This is a genomic window from Chloracidobacterium validum (assembly GCF_018304825.1).
GTDB lineage: Bacteria > Acidobacteriota > Blastocatellia > Chloracidobacteriales > Chloracidobacteriaceae > Chloracidobacterium > Chloracidobacterium validum.
Genome location: NZ_CP072648.1, coordinates 967,730 through 991,412, shown reverse-complemented (window position 1 = coordinate 991,412; position 23,683 = coordinate 967,730). Strand labels below are relative to the sequence as shown.

Annotated in this window: 15 protein-coding genes; 4 read left to right on the top strand and 11 right to left on the bottom strand. The window is 60.1% G+C overall.

Annotation, left to right across the window (positions count from 1 at the left end; translation table 11 throughout):
- Positions 1 to 43: 43 nt before the first annotated feature.
- Both yhbH and J8C06_RS04150 read right to left on the bottom strand, forming a co-directional pair.
- A complete protein-coding gene (gene yhbH / locus J8C06_RS04155) occupies positions 44 to 1,213 on the bottom strand; it encodes a sporulation protein YhbH (protein ID WP_211429526.1) in 1,170 nt (389 codons plus the stop codon).
- A gap of 161 nt (positions 1,214 to 1,374) precedes the next feature.
- Positions 1,375 to 2,496 carry an alpha/beta fold hydrolase gene (locus tag J8C06_RS04150; RefSeq protein ID WP_211429525.1) on the bottom strand — a complete coding sequence of 374 codons (1,122 nt, stop codon included), beginning with the start codon at positions 2,494 to 2,496 and terminating at the stop codon, positions 1,375 to 1,377.
- 226 nt (positions 2,497 to 2,722) lie between these two features.
- Here J8C06_RS04150 and J8C06_RS04145 point away from each other — a divergent pair, with 226 nt between their 5' ends.
- The 4 genes from J8C06_RS04145 to J8C06_RS04130 all read left to right on the top strand — a co-directional run bounded on the left by J8C06_RS04145 (position 2,723) and on the right by J8C06_RS04130 (position 6,730).
- Positions 2,723 to 3,268 (top strand): ATP-binding protein, encoded by a 546-nt coding sequence (locus J8C06_RS04145; RefSeq protein WP_211429524.1) that lies wholly within the window; start codon positions 2,723 to 2,725, stop codon positions 3,266 to 3,268.
- A gap of 202 nt (positions 3,269 to 3,470) precedes the next feature.
- Positions 3,471 to 3,815 (top strand): STAS domain-containing protein, encoded by a 345-nt coding sequence (locus J8C06_RS04140; RefSeq protein WP_211429523.1) that lies wholly within the window; start codon positions 3,471 to 3,473, stop codon positions 3,813 to 3,815.
- A 102-nt stretch (positions 3,816 to 3,917) separates the two neighbouring features.
- Positions 3,918 to 4,889, top strand: a complete 972-nt coding sequence (locus tag J8C06_RS04135; protein WP_211429522.1) for an NAD-dependent epimerase/dehydratase family protein — start codon at positions 3,918 to 3,920, stop codon at positions 4,887 to 4,889.
- A 65-nt stretch (positions 4,890 to 4,954) separates the two neighbouring features.
- Positions 4,955 to 6,730, top strand: coding sequence for a tetratricopeptide repeat protein (locus J8C06_RS04130; protein ID WP_211429521.1), 1,776 nt, complete (start codon positions 4,955 to 4,957; stop codon positions 6,728 to 6,730).
- Between the two features lie 11 nt (positions 6,731 to 6,741).
- Here J8C06_RS04130 and J8C06_RS04125 read toward each other — a convergent pair whose 3' ends face one another.
- The 9 genes from J8C06_RS04125 to J8C06_RS04085 form a co-directional block, all read right to left on the bottom strand.
- The gene (locus tag J8C06_RS04125; protein ID WP_211429520.1) at positions 6,742 to 8,121 is read right to left on the bottom strand and encodes an FAD-binding protein; all 1,380 of its coding nucleotides are present in this window, start codon (positions 8,119 to 8,121) and stop codon (positions 6,742 to 6,744) included.
- Positions 8,122 to 8,131: 10 nt separating this feature from the next.
- Positions 8,132 to 10,087: a hybrid sensor histidine kinase/response regulator gene (locus J8C06_RS04120; RefSeq protein ID WP_211429519.1), complete on the bottom strand. Its 1,956-nt coding sequence runs from the start codon at positions 10,085 to 10,087 to the stop codon at positions 8,132 to 8,134.
- Positions 10,088 to 10,125: 38 nt separating this feature from the next.
- Positions 10,126 to 11,988 carry a glycosyltransferase family protein gene (locus tag J8C06_RS04115; RefSeq protein WP_211429518.1) on the bottom strand — a complete coding sequence of 621 codons (1,863 nt, stop codon included), beginning with the start codon at positions 11,986 to 11,988 and terminating at the stop codon, positions 10,126 to 10,128.
- A gap of 5 nt (positions 11,989 to 11,993) precedes the next feature.
- Positions 11,994 to 12,623 (bottom strand): HAD family hydrolase, encoded by a 630-nt coding sequence (locus tag J8C06_RS04110; protein WP_211429517.1) that lies wholly within the window; start codon positions 12,621 to 12,623, stop codon positions 11,994 to 11,996.
- 5 nt (positions 12,624 to 12,628) lie between these two features.
- A complete protein-coding gene (locus J8C06_RS04105) occupies positions 12,629 to 14,518 on the bottom strand; it encodes a glycosyltransferase family 2 protein (RefSeq protein ID WP_211429516.1) in 1,890 nt (629 codons plus the stop codon).
- A gap of 25 nt (positions 14,519 to 14,543) precedes the next feature.
- Positions 14,544 to 17,081 (bottom strand): glycosyltransferase family 4 protein, encoded by a 2,538-nt coding sequence (locus J8C06_RS04100; protein WP_211429515.1) that lies wholly within the window; start codon positions 17,079 to 17,081, stop codon positions 14,544 to 14,546.
- Positions 17,078 to 17,854 carry an ABC transporter ATP-binding protein gene (locus J8C06_RS04095; RefSeq protein ID WP_211429514.1) on the bottom strand — a complete coding sequence of 259 codons (777 nt, stop codon included), beginning with the start codon at positions 17,852 to 17,854 and terminating at the stop codon, positions 17,078 to 17,080. Before J8C06_RS04095 ends, J8C06_RS04100 begins: the two co-directional genes overlap by 4 nt.
- Positions 17,855 to 17,970: 116 nt before the next feature.
- Positions 17,971 to 20,496, bottom strand: a complete 2,526-nt coding sequence (locus J8C06_RS04090; RefSeq protein WP_211429513.1) for a VWA domain-containing protein — start codon at positions 20,494 to 20,496, stop codon at positions 17,971 to 17,973.
- A complete protein-coding gene (locus J8C06_RS04085) occupies positions 20,496 to 23,651 on the bottom strand; it encodes an efflux RND transporter permease subunit (protein WP_211429512.1) in 3,156 nt (1,051 codons plus the stop codon). Before J8C06_RS04085 ends, J8C06_RS04090 begins: the two co-directional genes overlap by 1 nt.
- Positions 23,652 to 23,683 lie beyond the last annotated feature (32 nt).

Genomic DNA, 23,683 nt, shown 5'->3' with positions numbered 1-23,683 from the left:
CTCAGACTGGGCAAGCATAGACCAGGAAACTTCCTTGGCTGAACTAAACCTTGATACCGCGCGTGCCGAAAAACTCTTTGAGCGCGGGATAAACATCTTCCTTGCTGTCAATCCGCACGCCAATGAAGCGATGCTGTTGCTTGAGGTGTTCCTTGAAAATCGAAAGCAGCGCGCCTGATGAGCGGCGATAGCTTGACGCCCCTTCGTCACCAATCTCGCCATAGCCAAAGAGGTTGCAGGTCGCAATCAGCTTATCGGCCAACCGAACGGCCTCCTCGTTGTCGCTGTAATAGTTGTCGCCGTCTGAGAAGTGAAACGGATACACATTCCAGTCGTTCGGGGGATAGCGCTTCTCGATGATGTCGAGCGCCAGCTTGTAGGCACTCGACACGACCGTGCCGCCGGATTCCCCCTGGGTGAAGAACTGCTCCTCGGTGACTTCCTTGGCCTCGGTGTGGTGACTGATGAAAACGATTTCGACGTTGTCGTACTTGGTGCGCAGAAAACGCACCATCCAAAAGTAGAAACTCCGCGCGATGTACTTCTTGAACTCGCCCATCGAGCCAGAGACATCCATCAACGCCAACACAACGGCATTCGACTCGAAACGGATGTCTTCTTCCCAGCTCTTGAAACGCAAGTCTTCCTTTTTGAAGCCGCCGACTTGGGCGCGTCCCTTTTCGACAGCGTTTCGCTTGAGGTTTTCAATGATCGAGCGCCGTTTGTCGAGGTTGGAAAAGGGACCGGTTCGGCGGATTTCGGTAAAGCGCGTGGTCCGCGCGGGCATGGCCTTGTTGGCGCGCTCCTCGAGGAAAGGCAACTGGAGGTCCTCGAAGATCAGTGCCGCGATGTCGTCAATGTTGACCTCGGCTTCGTAGTAGTCCTGACCGGGATCGCTCCCGGCCGGCCCCGACCCGCCTTTGCCCGGACCGTTCCCCGGCTGTCCTTCCCGGGCCACGACATCTCCGACCTTCGAGTTGCCATCCCCCTGGGCGACATGCTTTTGCTTGTGGCGGTCAAACCGAAACTTGTACTCGTCCAGCGAACGGATTGGCACTTTGACCGTTTTGCTGCCGTCCGACAGGATGATCGACTCATTCGAGACAATCGAACCAAGATTTTTGCGGATGGCGTCCTTGACGCGCTCCTTGTGACGCTCCTGGTCAATGACACCCTTGCGTTGGAGGCTCCAGTCTTGCTGTCGAATAGCCATGCCCTCTCTCCGATGTACCGCCCTACCTGACCGGCTTGATGAATTGCCAACCTCAAACAAGCCAGACAAGGGTAAACCACAAACCAAGCAACCACCCACGCCAGGTAAACACTTCAGTAAAAACTTGCGGCGCGCGAGCTGACCGAGGCTCTGGCCGGCGGCTACGTCGCAGGCGATTCATCAGCCGGGTCAACGGTGGTAGCAGTCGTGGAATGAAGCGATGGGGCGGGCGTCGCAGACGCCGACATCGCCAGGTTGATCACCGCGGATGACGCCGACGACGCGACCGCCGGACCGGCCAAAGCCGCCACCGGTCGCGGGGACTGGCGACGACAAAAATCTAGGATCAGCGCTGTGGTTTCCGCCGGACGCTCTTCCGCCGGGATATGACCACAGTCTGGAATCACAACAAACTCGGCATGGGGGAGGCGCGCGCGCAAACGCACGCCAAGCGTCACCGGAATGGCCCGATCATACTCTCCCCACACAATCAACGTGGGCACGGTAATGCTGTCTAGCTCTTGCTCAATCCAGTTCAAGTCCCACTGGCGGGCGGTCGTCATGGCCGCCCGCTGACCTTCGACCGTCCGCAAGGCACGGAAGTAAGCCGTGATTCGGTCAGGCGTCACCACCTGTTGGTCATGAAAGAAACCGCGCAGGAGGGTTTCGGATGTCTGGCGGGTTGCCATCAGAAGTGGCACTGTCGCTTCGCCCACCAACCAAGTTCGGGCAATTTGCGCATAGAGGCTGAAGGGATACTGCTGTAGCGGAGCGTCGTTGTACGCCGCATCCAGCAAAACCAGTCCCGCCACGCGCGACGACCACATCAACGCGCAGGCCAGCGAGACCGCGCAGCCGAAAGAATTGCCAACGAACGTGGCGGTCTCGATCCCTAGCCGGTCAAGCAAACCAACCACAAGCTGGGCGTGATCCTGGACGTGATAGCGCCGGTCGGCAGGTTTTTCCGAAAACCCGAATCCCTTGAGGTCGGGCGCGATGACGCGATAGCCGGCCGCCGCCAATGGCTCGGCGACATCCTTCCACGTGTAGGTGGATGAGCAGTAGCCATGCAGCAACACCAGCGCGGGCGCGTCGGATGCGCCAAACTCCTGGTAGTGCAAGCGCACGCCATCCACAACCAGGAAGCGACTTGCGTCTGGGTGCGGGAGTTCGCCCACGCAATCAATCCAGCGGACGTCCCGTGGGCGCTTGAGATATTGCCAAGCAACGCCACCTGCCAAGACCGCGCCGCCCAGCGCCGCCAGCCATCGTTTCGTATTCACTTCGTAATTTCCCCCAGAAAACTCACGGAATCATATCTGTTTTGCGGCCTGGCGACAAAAAGCGGCCGCGAGCCGGGACGCAGTCCACCGACCACCACTGGCAGCGAGGACTCAACGGCGCCTGCGCGTCACAACCAACTTAGACTATAGCACGAATCACGCCCCCGCCATGCCAGTCGTTGCCTTGACGCTTGTTTTCACCGCGTGCTATCTAGCTTGGCCAGTTATGGATGAGTTCACTGGTTGCACGGTGTTGGGCCAAAATCAGTCATCACGCGGACGGGCAACAACGGTGGAAGTAACACACCCCGATATTCTGGACAAGACCGACACGGTCGTCGAAATTACTATCGCGAGTCATTATCGGTTTGTCGAAATGGTTGGGGCGGTCGCCGACCAACTCACCCAGCTTGCCGGATTTGAAACAGAAAATGTTGACTGGGTTGGACTGGCCGTTCGGGAGTCGATTGTCAATGCCATCAAGCATGGGAATCAGCTCGATGTTTCCAAACCGGTTCAGGTCCGCTTCCAGTTGACGGATGAAAAGCTCATTGTCGTCATTCGTGACCGGGGCAATGGCTTTGACGCCAGTCATGTGGCCGACCCCCGCGACCCAGAGAACCTGCTCAACCCGAACGGACGTGGTATCTTCTATATGCGAACGTTTATGGATGACGTTGAGTTCTCGACCCATCAGCAAGGCGGACTTGAAGTTCGTATGGTCAAGCACCGTCCAACGCGCAACGGTGGTTTCCATAATGGTGGTAGTTAGGCGCTCAAGTCGTCCCATCGCAGGGCAAGCCACAGCTTCGGACCGGACCTTTCGCGCGGTCGGTCGTCGGGGCTTGGGTTTCTGACCCAACTGGACGTGTGACGCAGGTTATGCGCCGTCGTTCATAAGCTGGCGGCAGAAGGCAAGCCATATCCTATCGGTTCACCGGCCGATATTTTCAGTGAAGGAGTCCCGCGTTCGTATGTCACTTACCATTTCCCATCGCAATGTTGGTGATGTTGCCGTCCTTGACCTCAGTGGCAAAATCACGATTGGCGAGGGCAGCGTCCAACTTCGCAACGCTGTCAAGTCACTTCTTGAAAACGGCAATAAAAACATTCTGCTCAACTTGGGTGATGTCAGCTACGTTGACAGTTCCGGCATTGGCGAACTGGTTCACAGCTACACGACGGTCAAGAATCAGCAAGGGCAGCTCAAGTTGCTCAACTTGACGAAAAAGATTCAGGATTTATTGATGATTACGAAGCTGCTCACGGTGTTCGACACGTTCGACAATGAGGCCGATGCCGTCGCCAGCTTTGCCTAGGCCGGTGGCTCAACGTCCGCTTCTCACCTTGAAACGTAGGGCGGCGGCGAGTTTTTCGCCGCGCAGTCACACGTTACCTCCATCCTGAGTTTCCATAGATTCATGGCGCGCATTCTTGTCACGGGCGGGCTTGGCGTGGTTGGCGCCGGGCTTGTCCGTGAACTTCGTGAGCGGCATCACGAGGTCATCGCCTGCGACCTGGCTCACCAGCCAGATGAAGCGGCCTTTGGGCTTCACGGCGACTTACGCGAGCCACGCTACGCCCGCTGTGATGTTGGCGAGTTCCGCCAGCTCGCCCGCCTCTTCGACCACTTTGGCCGGTTCGACTATGTGTTTCACTGCGCGGCGGAGTTTGGGCGCTGGAATGGCGAGGATTTCTACGAAACGCTTTGGCGCACGAACGTCATCGGAACCAAACACCTGCTGCGACTCCAGGAAAGCCAGCGATTCCGGCTCGTTCACTTTTCGTCGTCAGAAATCTACGGCGACTATCCGCACCTGATGGTCGAACACATCACGGACGACGTTGAAATCAAGCAACTCAATGACTACGCCATCTCAAAGTGGGTCAACGAGATGCAGATTCGCAACGCCGCGGCGCAGCGGGGGGTTGAATGCGTCGTGGTGCGCCTCTTCAACACCTATGGCCCGGGCGAGTACTACAGTCCCTATCGTTCCGTCAATTGCCGGTTTCTCTACTGTGCGCTGCACGGGCTGCCCTGGACGGTCTATCGGGGGCATGCGCGAACATCCACGTTCCTTGCCGATACCGTTCGGACGGTCGCCAACATCGTAGAGAACTTCAAGCCAGGCGAAACCTACAACATCGGCGGGGACCAACTGCACACAATCGAAGAACTTTCAGACGCGGTCCTCAAGGTCACCGGCGCGTCACCAACGCTTGTGCGCTATGCCGAATCCGAGCCGTTGACGACGAAAACCAAGCTGGTGGATACGAGTAAGGCCGTTCGTGACCTCGATCACCGCAATACCTACAGCCTGGAGGAAGGCTTGCGCATCACAGCCGACTGGATGCGCCGAGTGTATAAACCAGACGCGAGCCGGCTCACGTGAACCGTCTCCCCGCTGCCTTTTCACATTCTGTTTTCATCCTCGATCCACCAATCACTGACGACCCCATGCCTCGCTTATTTTGGAGCTTTCCCTGGACGCGCCGGGGACGACTACCGTGGTTTCTCCTGGGCTGCCTGGTGTTGAGCCTGTTCATTGGGCAAGCCTTTGGGCAAACGTCGCCCCAATCCACCACAAACAACGTCTTCGTTGGCACGGATGAGCGACTGTTCGTAACGCTGGCGGCCCTCAATCTTGCCGGGTTCGATGCCGAAACGCCGGGCGCGCCGCCGAATGAAGTCCGGGCGGAACTGCTCCGCGACCTTCAGGCGACACCGCCGGAAGTCACCGAAAAGCTACGCGCTTTCTGGAAGCAGCTCCCAGAAGCCGAGCGGACGCGCTCGACCTTGCTGGGCAGCGCGGTCGCCCTGGCGCTCATCGCGCGCCCGTTGCCAGAGTTTACACTGCCACCGTCGGAGAGCCTGCCCCCGGATGTCCGCCCACTGGCCGGACTGGCTCCGTTGATTGCTGAATTTGCGGCACGCTCGCCGGTCAAGTCGGTGTTCCCCAAATATGCGGCGAACTATGCGGCATTTGCGGAGCTTCTTCAGCAAGTCGCTCAGGAAGAACTGTTTCGGCTGCTGACGTTTTTGCACACCCAGCCCATCGTGACGGCCCGTGACGCGCCGCCGCTCGCTGACCTCGACACGCTCACCAGTGCCAGCCTCCCGGCCGGCGAAATGCGTGAGCGGACGCGCCGGCTGTTCATCCTGCCGGACCTGCTTGGCCCGGTCGGACGGGTCGTGACACGCAATGATTTTTTAGACGGGTCTGACCGCCGCACGTACCGGCGGCCCGGAGATGAATTTTTCCTGGTCGTCAGCGCCCCACGGGAAGCGCCCAATCGCCCCCTGCGGCGGGCGCTGATGCGCTTCATTCTGGAGCCGGTCATTGCGCGTTCCGCCAAACTCATTGCCGACCGGCGGGCGGCCATCGTGAAGTTGGCCGGGAGTGCGCCCAATGCCGATCCGGCACTCAAGAACAATGTCTTTGAAATCGTCCGGGAATCGCTTGGGCGAGCCATCGAAGCGCGCCTGAGCCTCCAGGAAGCGCGCGCCGCGGCCCGCGCCGGCGCGGATGATGCACGGGCAGCACTCATCCTGGCCGACGAGGAAGCCCGGATTGAACTGCTTGGCGTCTGGGAACGGGGTGGCGTGCTGGCGCTCCATTTTTTCGAGCAGCTTGCCGCGCTGGATGAAACCGGCGTGGACATTCTGGAATGGCTGCCGCGCATGGTGACAAGTTTTGATACTGACCGCGAACGGCGCCGACCAACCGAACTCGCCGACCTACGCGCGCGGGTCGAGCGGCGGCGGGCGCGCGCGGCTCCAGTGGCCGCCGGGCGGTCACGCATCGAGCAGGCCGACGACCTGCTGCGCGCCAAAAAGTATGCCGAAGCGCGGCAGTTGCTTGAAATGCTGGTTCGGGAGGAACCGACCAACGCTCGCGCGGCATTTGGTCTCGCCGAACTCACGGCCAAGCAACCCAGCGCCATCGAACTGGATGCCGACGCCGACGAAAGCGACAAGCTGGCGGCGCTCCAGGAACGGTTTGAGCTAGCCGTCGAACTTTACGAACGCGCGGCCAAGTTAGCGCAAGCCGACGAGCGATGGCTGGCGTCCCGCGCCCACGTCGCCATCGGCAAGCTCTACGACTTGGCCGACCGGCGACCGGAAGCCATCGCGGCTTACGAGCGCGCCATCGCCATAGGTGACGTGCGGGATGGCGCTTACGCCGAAGCCGTCGCCGGAAAAGCCCGACCGTTCCGACCAGACAAGCCGTGACGGGTGAACCATCAGGGGCGCGCCACCGGCGTCAAGCCCACCCGGCGGGACAGGTCGGACGCAAAGAGATTTTCCGGGTCTATCGTTTGCTTGATTCGCTGCCACACCGGGAGCTGCGGATACATCGCCGCCAAGTGTTGTGGTTTCAGCCGGGCATCCTTGCCCAGGTACACCCGACCACCGGCGTTGACGACAATCTCATCGAGCGTATCCAGAACAGCAAACATCCGGGCATCCGTCACTGGGATGTCCAGCGCCAGGGTGTAGCCCGGCATGGGAAAGGAAAGCAGCCCCTCCTGCGGGCCAAAGCGCTTGAGGACGGCCAGGAACGAAGCAATCTTGGCCTGGCTCAACGCTTCGAGCAGCTTGATCAACGTGGCCCGGCTTGTTTCGAGCGGAATCACCGGCTGATACTGAATGAAGCCACGCCGACCATAGACCCGATTCCATTCCAACACGGCGTCCAATGGGTAGAAGTACGAATCAAAATCCACGACCACGCCGGACTTCGCCCTTGGATGCTTGTGATAAAACACCGTATTGAAGGCTTTGACGGTCAGCGGATTGATGACGCCATTGGGAAAGGAAAACGGCACGGCTACTTCAAGTTTGCGTGGGATAGTCAACGGCTGGGCGCGCCGGTGCGCCGGCAAGTCGGCTTTGGCGAGGTGGTCACCGCGCATCAGCACGCTCCGCCCCAAAGCTCTTCCCGTTGCCAGGCAATCAATCCAGCAAACGGCGTAGCGATAACGGTCGTCTTCGGCCTCGCAGCGTTCCAGCGTTTCGTCCAAATCCCGTGTGCGAACGTAATCCACGGCAATGTAGGCGGTCTCTATCCGACGGAGTTTCAGGGCTACGGTCAGGATCAGTCCGGTCAACCCCATGCCGCCGGCCGTCGCCCAGAACAGGTCGGGGTTTTCTGTCCGGGAACAGCGGCGCACACTTCCGTCGGCAGCGAGCAGCTCAAACCACTCAACGTGGCCGGAAAACGAACCATCGCCATGGTGATTTTTCCCGTGAATGTCGCAGGCGAGCGCCCCCCCCAGGCTAATGTATTTGGTTCCAGGTGTTACCGGCAAAAACCAGCCGCGCGGGACAAAGACTTCGAGGATGTCTTTGAGGCGCAAACCCGCCTCACCGACCAGCACGCCAGTGGTCTCGTCAAAGGCCAGCATGCAGTCCAGGTAGGTTTGTTCCACGACGCCACCCTGACTGTTGAGCGCCGCGTCGCCGTAGCTCCGTCCGTAGCCACGCCCGATCAACGATGGATAGACTCGCTCACCCACCAGCCACGTCAAATCGGACTGCCGAGCCGGGCGCAACACTTCCGCCGTGGCGACCGGAAAACGCCCCCAACTGGTCAAGGGAATATGACACGCCCGTAAACTCATCCGCCCCTGCTCACTCATCGCTCGAACCAAAGAGCCGCTCGAGCAGCCGTCCCAGCTCTTTTACATCAAATGGCTTCGGTAGCTTGGCAGCAAACCCGTGCTCACGGTAGTTCGCCATGACCCCGTCATCGTGGTAGCCGCTGCACACAATCGCCGTCACATTTGGGTTGAGCTGCCGCAGACGTTCCAGCGTTTCCTGGCCGCCAAGGCCGTTGGCAATCCGCAAGTCGAGAATCACGCCAAGAAATGGATGGCCGCTCTCCAGGGCCGTCCGGTAACGTTCGATGGCTTCCTCGCCATGGCGCGATACGACCACCCCATAGCCAAAGGCCTCGAGCATCGCGCCGAGCAGGTCTCGAATCAACTCGTCGTCGTCCATCACCAGCAATCGGCGCTGGAGAAATTTGGCGGCAGCGTCTTCCGTCAGTAGTGAGGCTTCAAGGGTAATTTCGGCTGTCGGTTTGGCCGGTAGATACACATCAAAGCGTGTCCCAACCCCGACCTTCGAGTTCACAATAATTTGCCCGCCATGCTTCGTGACGACCGAGTAACCGATGGATAGCCCCAGGCCATGCCCACCGGATTTTGTCGTGAAATAGGGATCAAAAATCCGCGCCACATGCTCTGGCGCAATCCCAACGCCGGTATCCGTGACACTGATCCGAACGTACCTGCCTGCCACCAAGCCCGGCACTTCCTGATCGCCGAGCGCGCAGTTCTGGAGTGTCACGCTCACACTCCCCCCCTGTGGCATGGCATCGGCAGCATTTGTGGCCAAGTTCTGGAAAACCTGCATCAGTTGTCCCTTATCGGCACGCACGAGCCACAGTGGACTTGCCAGCTCAGAGTGGAGTTGCACGCCCCGCCCTTCCAGGATGTAGCGCATTGGCTCGATGACAAACACCTCCGGTGAAACGCTTTCCAAAATTGGATCGCCACCTTTGGCAAAGGTCACAAGCTGCTTGGCCAACAACTTTGCCCGCTCGGTCGCCTGCTCGATGGCGTCAAATCGGCGTTGATTTGCCGGGCTGAGTGATAACTCGTGCTTGATGAGGCCAATGTTTCCGGTCAAAACCGCCAACAAGTTGTTGAAGTCATGCGCAATGCCACCGGCCAACGTGCCGAGCGACTCCAGTTTGCTCTTTCGCAGCCGTTCTTTTTCTAGCAAGTCCTGCGCTTCCATCTGAGAAGTCCGTAGGCGGTGGATTTCGGTGATGTCAGAGCAGAAGCCGGTCCAAATCGTTCCTCCATCCGGCGCAGCTCTGGGAAAGGCGACGATTTGTAGCCATCGTTCCTCCCCAGTGATCGCGTGCCGAAAAGGACATTCCTCACCCCAGGGACGCTGGCTTTCAAATACCGGGGCAAACGTATCTCTTATCCTTAGGCGATGTTCGTATGGCACTTGCCGCCAGAAAGTGCGCTCATCGGTGGCAATGACTTCCGCCGACAGACCGAACAACTCATCACTTCTTCCACCGATGTAGGTAAAACGCCCTTTACCTGACACATCAAAGGTGTACTGGTAAATCACGCCAGGAACAACGGCGAGAACATCGCGCAATTGTTCGATCTGTGACCTTGACTCAGGGGCCACCCCCGTCACGCCATCGACCTGAGCGGTGATGTAGCGATGCCCGCCAACTTCAAGCAGCGTCAAGCGCAGGGAGATCTCGCCAACGTCACCGCGTGGACGACGAACAAGCAGGGTTATGGCAGTGCGCCCTTGCGCACTGAGCTGCGTGTAAACTTGTTCGCGTTCGTCGTCGGAAGGAAAAATTGAAAACTGCTTGGTTTCTTGCCCGACCACCTGATCGGCCGTGTAACCAGATACCAGGACAAAAGCGTTGTTGACGGCGATGACGCGCCGGGTGTCGTAATCAATGAGCAGGAGCGGAAGCTCAAAGTCTTGAAACAGAGCTGCCAAAAGTTCCGGCGGAAGGGCGTCATAGCGAGGGTGGTCTGTCATGTTGTGATTCCAATTGTTCAACCAAAGCGTTTTTGCTTCTACAAGCCCCGGCTTGCATCCCGCCGTCTCAGTAAGACGACGCCAAACTCTTCCCATTCGCCAAAGATTCGGGCGACTTCATACCGCTGTGAAACCCAGACCATGATGTCCCTTCCATAGTTTGGATCCTCGCCAAACCAACCGACGCCGTATTCGCGCATATCACGCCGCGTCAGGGCAATAAAATCTGGCGGACGGCGTTCCAGCTCGGCAATGACCGCTGGCTCTCCTCCGCGGGCGGTCAAGTAGTACGGGTCAAACGCGAGAAAGGTGGTCGGGTTCTCACGGCGGAGCCAGTAATTGAGCGTGATGCCCTCCGGCATCACGAGCAGTGTCGCGCGCGGTGGCAGCTCGTGGCTGAGTTCCGTGATGGCTTCGGATAGCGCCAGCCCCACCGGCGACCACGGTGCGGCATAGGTCATCAGGTAGTCGCCCGCGGCCCCAACGACCTGTGTTTTTTTCTCGTGATAGCGAAAGGCAACTTGGAGGTGCACCACGGTGCACGCTATCAGAAAACCCGTCGCTACACCGCTCATAAGTTGTCCGGTTCCGGCATGCTGCCGGCGAATCACGTCAGGGAAGACAAAAAGTGCCAGGACGGCCAGCAACAAAAAGGCCGGCATCGCCAGCGCAAAGCCGTAGTGACCGAGCCGCACCGCCAGCCCCAAGCGCCCAAGCAGCCCCAATGCCAGCACATTCCACATCAACAACGACAGCCATTGCCGATGTTTGGACTCGCGCTCCGCTACCATCGAGGCGTAACCCAAACCCGCTGCCGTCAGCGCCAACAATACCGGGAAAGGATTGGCAAACCAGTCCCAGGGCACGACTTGGTAGCATAGCCACCCCATCACGAGCGCCCCACCCAGCCCAAGTGCGCTGTGCCACCGACGGGGTATCCAGCGTTCAGCAACCAGGATACCGAGCACAGCCGCGCCAACGACGCCACAGCCGGTTGCGATGTGGTTGACGTGCTGCTCCCAGGCATCGAGGCCGAGCACGTGGCGGTAAAATGTTTGCTGCGTCGGGTTGGTGGATAGAATCGTGACAAGATTGCCAAGCGTCCCCCGCAAAGCGGTGGTCATTGGCATGTGCAACGAAAGGTAGGCGACAAACCCAACCGGCAACGCCATCGCGCCCAGCATGAACCATAGTGCTAACGTCCAGGCGTCTTTGCGTTTGGCAGGCGGCTGGATGCGCGCACGACGGATCCCGATGACGAACCCGGCCGCCAGCGCCCCCCCGGTCGCCACGACCATTTCAAGCTTGGTCAGCAGGATGCCACCGAACAGCAGTCCGCTCAGTCCAGCCCACCAGTTGGCGCGGTCGGGTCGGTCAGTCCACGCTGCCAAGGCTTGTGTAGCGCCGTGCAAAGCGCCGATGGACAGCAGTATCCCCCGAATCGGTTCGTGCCGATATGGCGCAATGTAGTTGTAATTTGCTAGCGGCGCGTACTGCCCAAAGCCGAAGAGCGTGAGAAACAACAGCCCGGCGACCAGTCCGGCCGCCGGCGATACGCAGCGCGCAAAGTAGCTGCGGATGAGTTCGGTCAGCAGTGCCAGGAGCACGAGGTTGACCCAAATCAACGTGGTCAGGGAAACGCCAAACAAGGCAAAAGCCAAGGCATTGGCATACTGCGCCAGTGGCCCACCCAACCATCCCATATCCCGATACAGGTGCTTCCCCTGGGTAATCTGCCACGGCACGTACAGCTCACAGCCGAAGTCCACAATGGGATCACCCGACTTACGCCACGTCGCGGCAGCGAACAATCCAAGCACCAGCAGCAATAGGCTCCGGTGCAGCCAGTTGCGCCACGCTACACCGGAAGCTTCGTCAACGAGATCAGGTTGGTCACGCATGTTGGTTAAGAAACGTCGAGCTGTGGCAGTTTGGGGAAAGCAGCAATTGACCGCGCCAGCTCTCGCAGCTCGGTAAAGCGCAAAGCAACCATCCCCAACTGTCGCGCCGCCGCTGTATTTGCTTCAACGTCATCAATGAACAGGGCTTGCTCCGGCCGCACGCCCAGCGCTTCCAGCACTCGGTCATAGATGCCTGATTCAGGTTTGACCATCCCGACGTCACTTGAAAAAACAGCCGCGTCAACCGGCGGCAACCACGGGCACAGGTTGTGCAACCGCTGACGGAGACTCCGCTGCATGTTCGACAGGATCGCGGTTTTGAAGCCTGCCGCTCTCACCCGCGCGGCCCAGTCCACGAGTGGCCGATTTGGATGCGACCAGCCACGCGCATCCAAATCGGCCAGGTGGTATGCGGTTTCGGCGTCCACCGACCGGCCGCAGTGCCGGGCCACGGCCTGCCAGTAAGCAACGTCATCCAGCGTGCCGCGGTCATAGGCTTCCCGGAACTGCGCGTAAGCTTGTCTGAAACAATCTTCCGAGATGCCCAGCCGCGTTACCAGGGCCGCTACCGTCTCCGGCGGCTGAGGTAGGCAAAGTACCCTGCCATAGTCAAAGATCACGGCAGACAGCAGCATGAGATTTACTCCCGAAAAAAGTACGGACGCCTCGGCGGTGCCGGCGAAGCATCCAAACGGTCGAGCGTCAGGTTGGGGTTGTAGTATGGGTCGTCGCCAAGCAGTTCACCCCACCGCGCGCGCATGTAGTCGCATTCCTTCCGAAAAGCTGCCTGGCGTTCCGGCCGGTGGTCCGAACCGCGAGAAGCTGATTCCAGATGATACAACTCAACGTAGGGCGTAAACAAAACTCGGTAGCCGCGTTCGCGCACGCGCAGGCACAAATCCACATCATTGAAGGCGACAGGCAGGTTTTCGGCGTCGAGTCCGCCCACGGCTTCAAAGACTTCCCGCCGAAGTGCCAGACACGCGCCAGTAACGGCCGAGACTTCCCGGACAACCTCATTCCAGATCAGTTGAACATTGGAAGGGACACTCCGGGCCAGACGTGGCGTGCGTTGATGAACGTGTCCGGCAACGCCCCGAATCCCCAGCACCACACCCGCATGCTGGATGGTGTCATCTGGATACAAAAGCCTTGCCCCAACCACGCCAACATCCGGGCGCATGGCAAGACGAATAAGCTCCGTTAGCCAGTCGGGGCGCATGACCTGCACATCGTTGTTCAGCAAAACGAAAACGCTTCCGGTCGCTTCGGACGCGGCCAGATTGTTGATGGCGGAAAAGTTAAACGGCGCGTCATAAGCAATGACGCGCACCCGCGCGTCGGTGCGGAGCGCGTCAAACAGACGAAGCGTCTCGGCTTCACGACTGCCATTATCCACCAGAACGACTTCCAGGTTGGGATAGTCCGTGGCCGCCAAAACGCCGTGCAGAGCGACTTGCGTCAAACGCGCTTGATCGCGGGTTCCCATCAAGACACTGACACGCGGTAGCGGCGATGGCAGCGGATAACGAACGCGGTAACGTCCCGGATTGATCGAGGTCACCTCGGCCTCCGGCGCAACCCGTTTCAGGTGGTCAGCCAGCGCTCGCTGCCCGGCCACGGTGGCATAGGGTTTGGCAGCCGCGCTTCCGGCGGTTGAGCTGGCCGTGACGCGCCAGTGATAAAGCACATGGGGTAGATGCCGAATTCGTTCGGGTTCGATTTGCTCGATGACGCGCAGACACAGGTCATAATCCTGCGCGCCGTCAAATCCCGGACGAAAGCCGCCGACCGCGCGCACCGTCGCGGCCCGATAGACGGTCAGGTGCGCCAGATAGTGACAGGAACGCAGAAACTCCAAGCTCCATCGTGGCTTGAAATGGGGAGCAAAGCGGCGACCGCGTGCGTCAAACTGGTCCTCATCGGTGTACAACACATCGGTTGCGGGGTGCACATCGAGCGCCACGGCAACGCAGGCCAGCGCGTGCTCGGCCAGCAGGTCGTCGTGATCAAGGAACGTGATGAAGTCACCGGTCGCCAGTTCGAGGGCGCTGTTTGACGCGGCAGCTATGTGGCCGCGCGCCTGACGATACACTGCAACGATTCTGGGGTCAGCTTGCGTTGCTTCCGTCAGACAGCGGCGTACTTCGGGATTGGTTGAAGCATCGTCGGCCAGGCAGAGTTGCCAGTGTGGGTACAACTGCCGCCGGACTGAATCGAGCGCCGCGCGCAGCCAGCGCACCTCCGGGTCGCACACCGGCATGATGATGGAAAATCGCGGGTGAGATGAAAGCTTGCCGAGGCGCTCCTGGATACGCTGCCGGTCGGTGGGCGTCAGTCGGTCATAGCGCGCAACCCACCGGGCGTAGGGACAACGCGGTGGCGCCGCGCCGCTTTCTTCAGCGATGCGGGTTCGCACATGACGCCAGATGCCACTCACGCCTTCCGTGCGCCAGAGCCTGCCCGCCGTTTGCATCACTTGCCGAATCCGGTGCGGATGACGGCGGTAATAGTCGAGCAGCGATTTCACGGCTTTCCAAGATGAACACGACTGCCTAGCGGTGCTTTTCAGGCGGCAGCACCGGAGCCCGCAACTCAGCCAAAGTTTCGTTCAGCCGATGGATATCCTCGGTCAGCTCGGCCACCCGCGCCTGGAGATGCTGATTTACCTTGTTTTGATGGAAAATGTAGAACCGAAACAGGCGGGCCAGAAAACGCTTCGAGATACGCCCCAGCGTCCCAACCTGGGAATCGTCCATGTAGGCTTCGCCGGGCAGCGGCAGCGCCTGGCGAGCCACATCGAGCTTCGAGCGCAGGGCGAGCTGCCAGCTCGACGTTGGATGATGACCGTTTTGCGTCGCCGGCACCGCATCTACGGGCAAGGGAGCTGGCGACGCCGTCATAGCCGCTGTTGCCGCTCGAGCGGCCAGAGTGCGGCTGATGACCTGCGTACGGCGGCGCTGCTCAATATCCCGCAAGCGTGACTCGATAATGCGGCCGACGGCGGCAATGGAGTTGTGTTCGCGGATGTCACGCGCGGCCTGCTCGCCGCGCGCGCGCGCAGCCTCCGGGTGATCATAGACGTCACGCATGAGGCGGGCGGCATGTTCGACATTCGGCTCGGCCCAGACGTTGCCGGCGCGGTACACATGAACCGTTTCACGAATGACCGTCGGACGCGCTTCCACCGCATAACTGTTGGCCGGCGTCATGAAGTCCATGTTCCCCGACCACCCCGTAGCAATGACCGGCTTGCCGAAGTACATCGCCTCGGCAATCGTCAGCCCAAAGCCTTCCGAGCGATGCAGCGACACATAGGCATCGCAGGCTTGCGTCAGCGCATGCTTTTCCTCACGCGAGAGGTAGCCATTGAGAATGCGGATGTTCGCCCCACGCGCCGCCGCTTCGAGCCGCGCAAAGCTCTCTGGGTGGAGATGTTCATTGACGCACTTGAGCACCAAGCACACCGGTTCATCGGGACGAAATGCCCGCTTGAAAGCGGCCACCGCCGCCAAGGGATTTTTCCGCTCGAGGGTGCTGTTGAAATCAAATGAAAACAGAAAGCAAAAGTCTTGCTCGCGTAGTCCAAAGTGCGCTTTGCTCAACGGCTTGATCGGTCCAATTTCGACCACATGGGGAATGGTGTAAACAGGCGTCTGGATAGCTTTCTCCAGACTGGACCGGATGAAGTGGCTGGCCGTCCAAATTTCATCGCACCACCTGGCGCAGGGAGACCATTCAGATGGAAAATCCGGCAACTCCCAAGCCCAGAGGCCGATGTTGTAGCGATCCTGAAAAAAAGCTTCGGTCACCCGGCTCGTAAAGACATCGAACTGATCGGCATTGACGCATACGAGGTTCACGCCAAAGGGGTTTTCATTGGAAAACTCACCAAAGGTCGTGTCCAGCTTTCGACTGGACACGGTGTCGGAGAAATCATACAGGCTGGTCGCGTAGCCCAGCTTCCGAATGACATGGACGTATCCGCGCGCGGCTTCGCCAAGCCCTAGCTCGGCCCGAAAGTACCCGGCGATATTGACCCCCATGGGCAACTCAACCGCCTCAACGCCGGTGATCTCGCGGAAAAACGAGCGTCGCCCACCCACGACAAACGGATTGCCAAAGTGCCGCCCTTGTCTCAGCGCGTCGGCATATTGCCGGCGCATAGTCGGCTCGATGGGAAAACCATTGTCGAAGGTGTCAAATCCGTAGGGAATCTTTCGGTAAATGGCATGACCATTTTGCGCCAAAAGCTTGGTGTACTTGTCAAAAATTGGCGCCGCCACTGGGTAGTCATCAAGCGTGTAGCGGGAGAGGTAGCGCGAAATGATGGTCGGGCGCGACGGGTTGTAACCGCTAAAGTGAAAGAACAGAATTGGCTCACCCTTGGCAAAGAACTCGCCCTGCTGCTCGGTGATGTCTCGCTCCCGCAAGTTCCAGTAGGCAACGTTGAGACCCGGGTGACGCAGAACTTGAACGCCATCAAACAGTCCCGGCACAAGGTCAATCCATTTCTGGTCAACGAACAACCCCTTGCTGAAGTCACTGAAGCATAAGTCCTCTAGACGCTGTGACCACCACGCCAGCAGGCGCTCGGTTTCCGCGCCGGCCGCCAGACCGATGAACCCCAAGTTGTAGGCCCCGGCCTGCATGATGGTGACTTCAGTTGGAAACTTGTCATCAAGCGGCAGCGGCTCGACCAAGTGTGGTGTCAGTACAATGGCGGACTGGTCAAGCGCGGCAAGAACAATATCAAGCGGGCGCAAGACCAAAATGTCTGGGTCGAGGTAGATTACCTTTTGGTAGCCCTGCTTGAATAAGTATTCAAGATAGAAGGGTTTGACCGCCGTGCAAAACTCGGTGACATCATATTTGAAGGCCATCGAGCGAAACCGGTCTTCGGATAGAAAATCCAGCGGGCCGTGAAGTTGGAGCGGCTTTTCGATCGGTGTCAGTGGCGGTAGCTCGTCACGGTCCACCACAAGCGCCATGACATCCACTTGCGGGTGGTGGTCACGAATTGAATCGGCCAGCGTTTGAATGCAGGCAAAGTAGTTCTTGGCGGCAATGGTGCAAAACGCAACGGGTTTCATGCAACGGCATTCATAGCCGCAACCGAAACGGCCTCGGAAAACTCGTTGAGATAAGCTTGAACCACTTCGGCTGGGTCGCCAAGCGCGCGCACTTGCCCATAATCGAGCCATAGCGCGCGTCGGCACCATTCCGTCAGCGCCGCCGTCTCGTGCGTGACGAGCAACATGGTCTTGCCTTTTGCTTTGAACTCACGCATTCGCCCCAGGCACTTTTCCATGAAGGCAGCGTCTCCCACCGCCAAAACTTCGTCAATGATGAGAATGTCAGGGTCCACATTGACGGCGACCGAAAAAGCCAGTCGCATGCGCATCCCGGTCGAGTACGTCCACACTGGGGCGTCAATGAAGTCTTCCAGCTCGGCGAAGGTCACGATGTCATCAAAGCGCGCCCGAACCTCACGCGGTGTGAGTCCAAGCACGAGTCCGTTGAGAAAAACATTTTCCCGACCGGACATTTGCTCGTGAAAGCCGACGCCAAGACTGAGCAGCGCGGCAATGCGCCCGTTGACGGCAATCCGGCCACTCGTCGGCTTGAGAATGCCGCAGAGCAGCTTGAGCAGGGTGCTTTTTCCGGCGCCATTGCGCCCGACGATGCCAAATGTCTCACCGGCCGTCACGGAAAACGATACATCCCTGACGGCTTCAATTCGTTCCGATAGTCGCCGCTCGAACATTTCTCCGTTGATGAGTGACTCTTTGAGCGTCCGATACCGCCGCGGCTGGTAGCGCTTGAAGGTTTTGCTGAGACGTTCGACGTGAATGGCAACCGTCAAGTGGCACCTCCTGGGTGTCAAGCCGCCGATGATGCGTCGTGCCTTGACACAGTGTCAAGTGTGGATTTTGCCAAGCCAGCACAACCCCGTTCGGCAGAGCATTTAGGCACGCGATGCTAGACTGCCCACCGGCGATACAGGCGAGGCAGCGCGTCAGGCAGCCGGGATGCCTCACGGAGGCGGGCATAGCGGCCGCGCCCGAACAAGGTGTCCAAGAGCGCCGCATCCTGCCCGGCGTCCAGGGCGACGCCCAACGCTCGGATGCCAACGGCCTGTGCCTCCGCCACAGCTTGTGCGGTGTCGGCCACGGCGTAGGTGACATCTCCGTAGTCGCTGTCGTGCGGCAATCCGTCCGTCACAACCAGCAGAAGCCGCGAGCGCGCCGCCTCAGCCAAGAGCAGCCGCGTGGCATGGCGGATGGCCGCCCCCAAACGGGTATTGGACGCCGGCGCCAGCGCCGTCAACCGTCCGGCCAGGCGTTCAGCGCGCTCATCAAAGGCCTTGAGCCGAAAACATCGCACAGCATCTTTCCCCTGACTATTGAACGCATAAATGGCAAAACGATCCCCAATCTGTTCGAGCGCCGCCGCCAGACAGCGGACACTTTCCACTTCGCCATCCAGCACGCGCCGCGGAGCCGCGCCAGCCATCGGCTCACCGGTCGAGCGTGACACATCCAGCAGGAGCAGCGCCGCCACAGAACGGACCATCCGCTGCCGTCGGGCATACACCGCGTCTGAAGCCCAAGGCTGCGCCCGCCGTTCGACGTGGCGCTCAATCAGGGCATCGAGCGCCAACTCTGACCCATCGGTGGTGGGACGCACCCAGGCTAAATCGGCCGGACGCCAGCGTTCAAAAGCGCGGCGCAGCCGCGCCACGGTGGCGCTGTCCCCGACCGGAACGGTCGGCAGGTCGCCCGGTGTATCCAGTTCACTCACCTGGCACCAATCGGGGCGATATTCGCCCAGTCGAACATCCCACTCTGGGTAGCGATAGCTTGCCACTGCGCGCCAGCTCGCTTGTCTGGGAACCAGCGGCTGATCGCCAGGGAGGCCGTCGCTCGGCGGTGGTGTCGCATCATCCGGCGGCGGCACAGCCGACGCTGGCAGATTGCCACTTGTGACCGACTGAGCGAGTCCGCCGGGCAGCGCCGGAACCACCCGGATGGACTGGCTCTGGCCGGCGGCATCAGCAATGGACGGATTGGGCTGTGCGGTGCCAGAGGCCGGGACGCGCTGCGGCGCCATGCCGTTTGATGGTGGCGCGTCTGAAGACCATCGCGGCTGAGACGGCGGCGGCAACAGCCTGTAAATGTCAAGGGTTGCTTGCAATGAGTCGGCAACCGTTGCATCGCCCGCCAGGCACGGCGCAAGCGCATCGGTGAGCGTTTTGGTCAGGGCGGCGTACTCTGCCTGGACCGCTGGCCCAACTTCGCCCGCCAGCGCCAAGCGAAAGAGCAGCTCAACAGCAGCCGTCGTCAACGGCGCTCCGGCCAACGACTGCCGACTGGCCAGCAAGGGAGCGGTCAAGGCGTCGGCATCCCGTGCCACGCCGCGGTAAGCCCGGCGAAGCCGCCGGAGCACCCGCGCCATCTCCACGACATCGAAGAGCGTTCTGGCGGTTTCAACATCGGGGAAAAGTGCCAGCGCATCCTCGGCCGTGACCACGCCGGGACGTGGCGGCAGCCGGCGCTCCACCGCGCGGTCTCGGATCACGGCAAAATCCACATGCGACAGCCCGCCCGCACCGGCCCCCAAATCCGCAAAAAACGCCCGCATGGTTTCGTAGGCCACTCGCAGCGGCGGCGTGTCTTCGGCATAGCTGCCAAACAGGAGTCGCCCAGCCCCCTGCGCCGCCAACAGCTTGTACAGCAGAAAATTTCGGTCGCGTTCTGAAAACAGGGCAACCCGTCGCGGCAACGCCAACTGATGGACTTGCGCCTGAAAACGCACTTGCCCGCCCACGTCCGCCGCACCAGCGGACGGCGCAAGACGAAAGCTCCGCCCGGTGAGGGCCCGCAGGTAGTGGCGCAGCGTTGGCGCGGCTTCTTCCAGTGGAAGTCCGGGCAAATACGCTTCAAGCACCGACCGCGCTTGCGCGGTTTCCAATCGCGCAAACGCTGCCAAGTGTGAAGGGTTCGCGCCGTGGCGTGCCAATCCGAATGAAAGCCACTGCGCGAAACCATCTGCCGTCAGCGCCAGATGCTCAGCCGCGGCGCGCAAGGCGGCTGCGCCAAGCAGCGGCTGCGTGGCATAGAGTGGCAGCGCCGCCTCGACCAAAGCCTGACACCGGGCTTCATCGTCACGCAGGGCCAGAACGACTTGGCAAGTTTCCGCAACAATGTCGGTCAAGCGCGCCGTGTGCCGCGTCGCGCTGGCGGCGTTGAGCGCGCGGCAGAGCGCAATGAAAACCGGCTCCCCAAGCTGTCCGATCAAAGTTGGCGCTTGGTCGGCAAAACCGGCGGCCAACTGGGGTGACAGCCGTCCCAGGTCAGCTTGCAGGGCGGCCAGCACCGCCGCCACATCCGGGCTGAACGTCGGCTCGGCAGCAGCCAACGCGGCCGCAGATGAAGGGACAAGTCCCGCTGGCGGCGCGGTCGGGCGGCGGGGTCGGGTGAGACGCAACCAAGTCCTGAGCAGCATTACGGCATCTGTTCTCGCGCGGCAGCCGAAACATCCGTCGGCGCTTCTTCACGCGGTGTTGGACGCCAGAAACCAGGCAGTGCGTCAAACCGCGCGCGCCACCAGGAACCGTCCGTCAGGGTGTCGAAAAGCTGATAAAACACCGGGATTGCCACCAACGTCAGCAGCAGGCACAGCGTTTGTCCGCCGATGACAATGATGGCGACCGAACGGAGGGCGGCCGAACCAGGCGTCTGTGCCACGGCCATGGGGATCAGCCCGGCGACCAGCGCCAGAGTCGTCATGAGAATCGGGCGCAGCCGGTCGCGGCAACCGGCCACGATGGCGTCGTAACGCGCTTTCCCTTCGGCGCGCAAAACGTTGATGTGGTCAATCTGGAGAATGGAGTTTTTCTTGACGACGCCAAACAGCATCAGGATGCCCAGTGCCGAAAAGATATTGAGCGTCTCCCCAAATGGAATCAGTGACAGCAGCGCGAACGGTACGGCCATGGGCAGGCTCAACAAAATGGTCACCGGGTGGAGGAAACTCTCGAACTGGGCGGCCAAAATCATGTACATGAACACAAAGGACAGCACGAAGGCCAGCAGGAAGTTGGCCGCCGCCTTGCCCAATTCCTTGCTCTGACCAAGCTTTGCCGCCCGGTAGTCAGGACCCAGGTTGAGCGCCGTGGCTTTTTCATCGAGCGCCTGAAGCACCCGGTCAAGCGAATACCCTTCCTGGAGGTTGGCCGAGATGGTGACTTGCCGCTGCCGATTGTAACGGTCAATCTGGGCCGGCCCGACACCGCTCGAAAACGACACAAAGTTGGCAATCGGCGCATTCCCCAACTTGGTCGAGGGGACATACGACCGCAACAACGTTTCCGGGCCGGTTCGGTCGTCACCCCGCAGCCGAAACCGCACGTCGTAACGGTCATCGCCTTCGCGGTACGTCCCGACCACTTCCCCCGCCACGAGCGTGCGCAAGGACGAAGCAATCGTCGCCACATTCACGCCCAAGTTGGCTGCTTTTTCACGGTCAATCGTGGCGCGCAGTTCCGGCTTCCCAACTTCCAGAGTGGTGTCCACGTCCACGACCCCAGGCGTCGCCTTGAGGAAGTCTGAGAGCTGTTGCGAGGCTTGGGTCAGCACGGCGATGTCGGGGCCACGCACGACATACTGCACCGGCGCTGCCGAGTTGCCCCCGCCGGAAATGGCTTGCACGTACTGCACCGAAATTTGCTTACCCTGCTGATCGGCGAGCTTGTCACGGACCATCTGCATCAAGTCGGCCTGGGTCAGGCGTCGCTCTGTCAGTGGCGTTAGTTGAACAAAGATGTTGCCCCGATTGACGCGGCGCTGTTCGTCACCGCCAAGCGTCGTGAGATAGTGCGTGACATGTGGGGTCGTCTTGACCATGGCTTCCAAGTTGGCCATTTGTTTTTCGGCTTCCTGCAAGGTCATTCCTTCCGGCAACTTGACGGCGACCTCAAACATGCCCGCGTCATCAAAGGGAATGAAGTTTTTCCCGATCACAGAAAAAATTGGAATCACCGAAAGGACGGTCAGCAGCGAAATGCCAATTACGGCGACCGGCCGCCGGAGGGACCATTCGAGTAGCCAGATGTAGTTTCGCTCCAACCACCCGTAAAAGCCTGTGGCGCGTGATGATTTGTGGCGAGCGTCGGCAGCTTTCGGCGGCCGCAAAAAGCGCGAACAGAGCATCGGGGTCAGCGTGAAGCTGATGACCATCGAGACCAGAATGGCAAAGGCACAGGTGAAGCCAAACGATGACATGAAGCGCCCCACGATGCCGCCCATAAAGGCCACGGGAATGAAAATCACTACGAGCGAAAGCGTCGTTGCCAGCACCGCGAAACCAATATCGGCGGTGGCTTCCTTGGCGGCTTCAAACGCCGACATGCCCTTTTCTTCCATGAAGCGGTAGATGTTTTCGAGCACCACCACGGCGTCGTCAATCACAATCCCGACGCTCAGGACCAGCGCCAGCATGGTCATGCGGTTGAGGGTAAAGCCCATGGCGTACATCAGCCCGTAGGTCGCGATGACCGACGCCGGAATGGCAATGGCCGAAATCACGGTCGAACGCCAGTTGCGCAAAAACAGCAAGATGACCAGCGCCGCCATGATGCCACCCAAGAGGAGGTGTTCCTGCACGGCGTCAAAAGCATCCTGCACAAAAATGGACTGGTCTTTGAGATACTGCACCCGGAAGTCAGACGGCAGTTGCGGCAGCAGTTCTGCTACCCGCTCCTTGACCAGCCGGACAACTTCGAGCGTGTTACTACCCGACTGCTTGCGAACCTCCAAAATAACCGCCGGCTGACCATCGAGCCGGGCCAGCGAGCGGGGTTCTTCCACGCCGTCTTCAACATACCCAATGTCTTTGACGTAGATGGGCAGTCCATTGACCGTGCCGACAATGACTTGATTGAAGTCTTCCACGCTGGTGACTCGTCCGAGCGTGCGTAGTGAGAGTTCACGCTGGCCGTCATCGAGGCGTCCGCCGGGGATTTCGACGTTTTGGGCGCGCAACGCCTGCTTGATCGCCTCCACGCTGAGGTTATAGGCCGCGATTTTTGACGCATCGAGCGTCACCTGGATTTCCCGCTTGCGGTCGCCAATGAAGGAAACGCGGCCAACGCCGTTGAGCGATTCCAGGTTTTGCTTGATTGCCTTGTCGGTAATTTCGGTAATCTCGCGGGGCGAACGATTGCCAGACACGGCCAGCGACAACACCGGCTGCGCATCCGGGTCGAGCTTCTCGATGATGGGCGCTTTCACATCGGACGGCAGCTCACCCAGGATGCGGTTGACCTTGTCGCGCACATCTTGGGCAGCGTCGTCAATCTTGCGCTCAAGCACGAACACGACGAACACCTGCGACACGCCTTCGGCCGACACCGACCGCAGCTCATCCACGCCGGCAATGGTGTTGACGGCTTCCTCGATGCGCTTGGTGACTTGCGATTCGACTTCCTCCGGCGACGCGCCATCGAGCCGCGTCGTGATGGTCACAGTCGGAAGGTCGATCTTGGGAAACAAGTCCACGCCCAGCTTGAAGTAGGAAAACGCCCCCACGACGATGAACGCCATGACGAGCATGGTGGCAAAAACGGGGCGCTTGATGCAGAGTTCGGCAAGTTTTTGCATAGCGGTAGAAACGCGGGACAAGCCACCCGCGG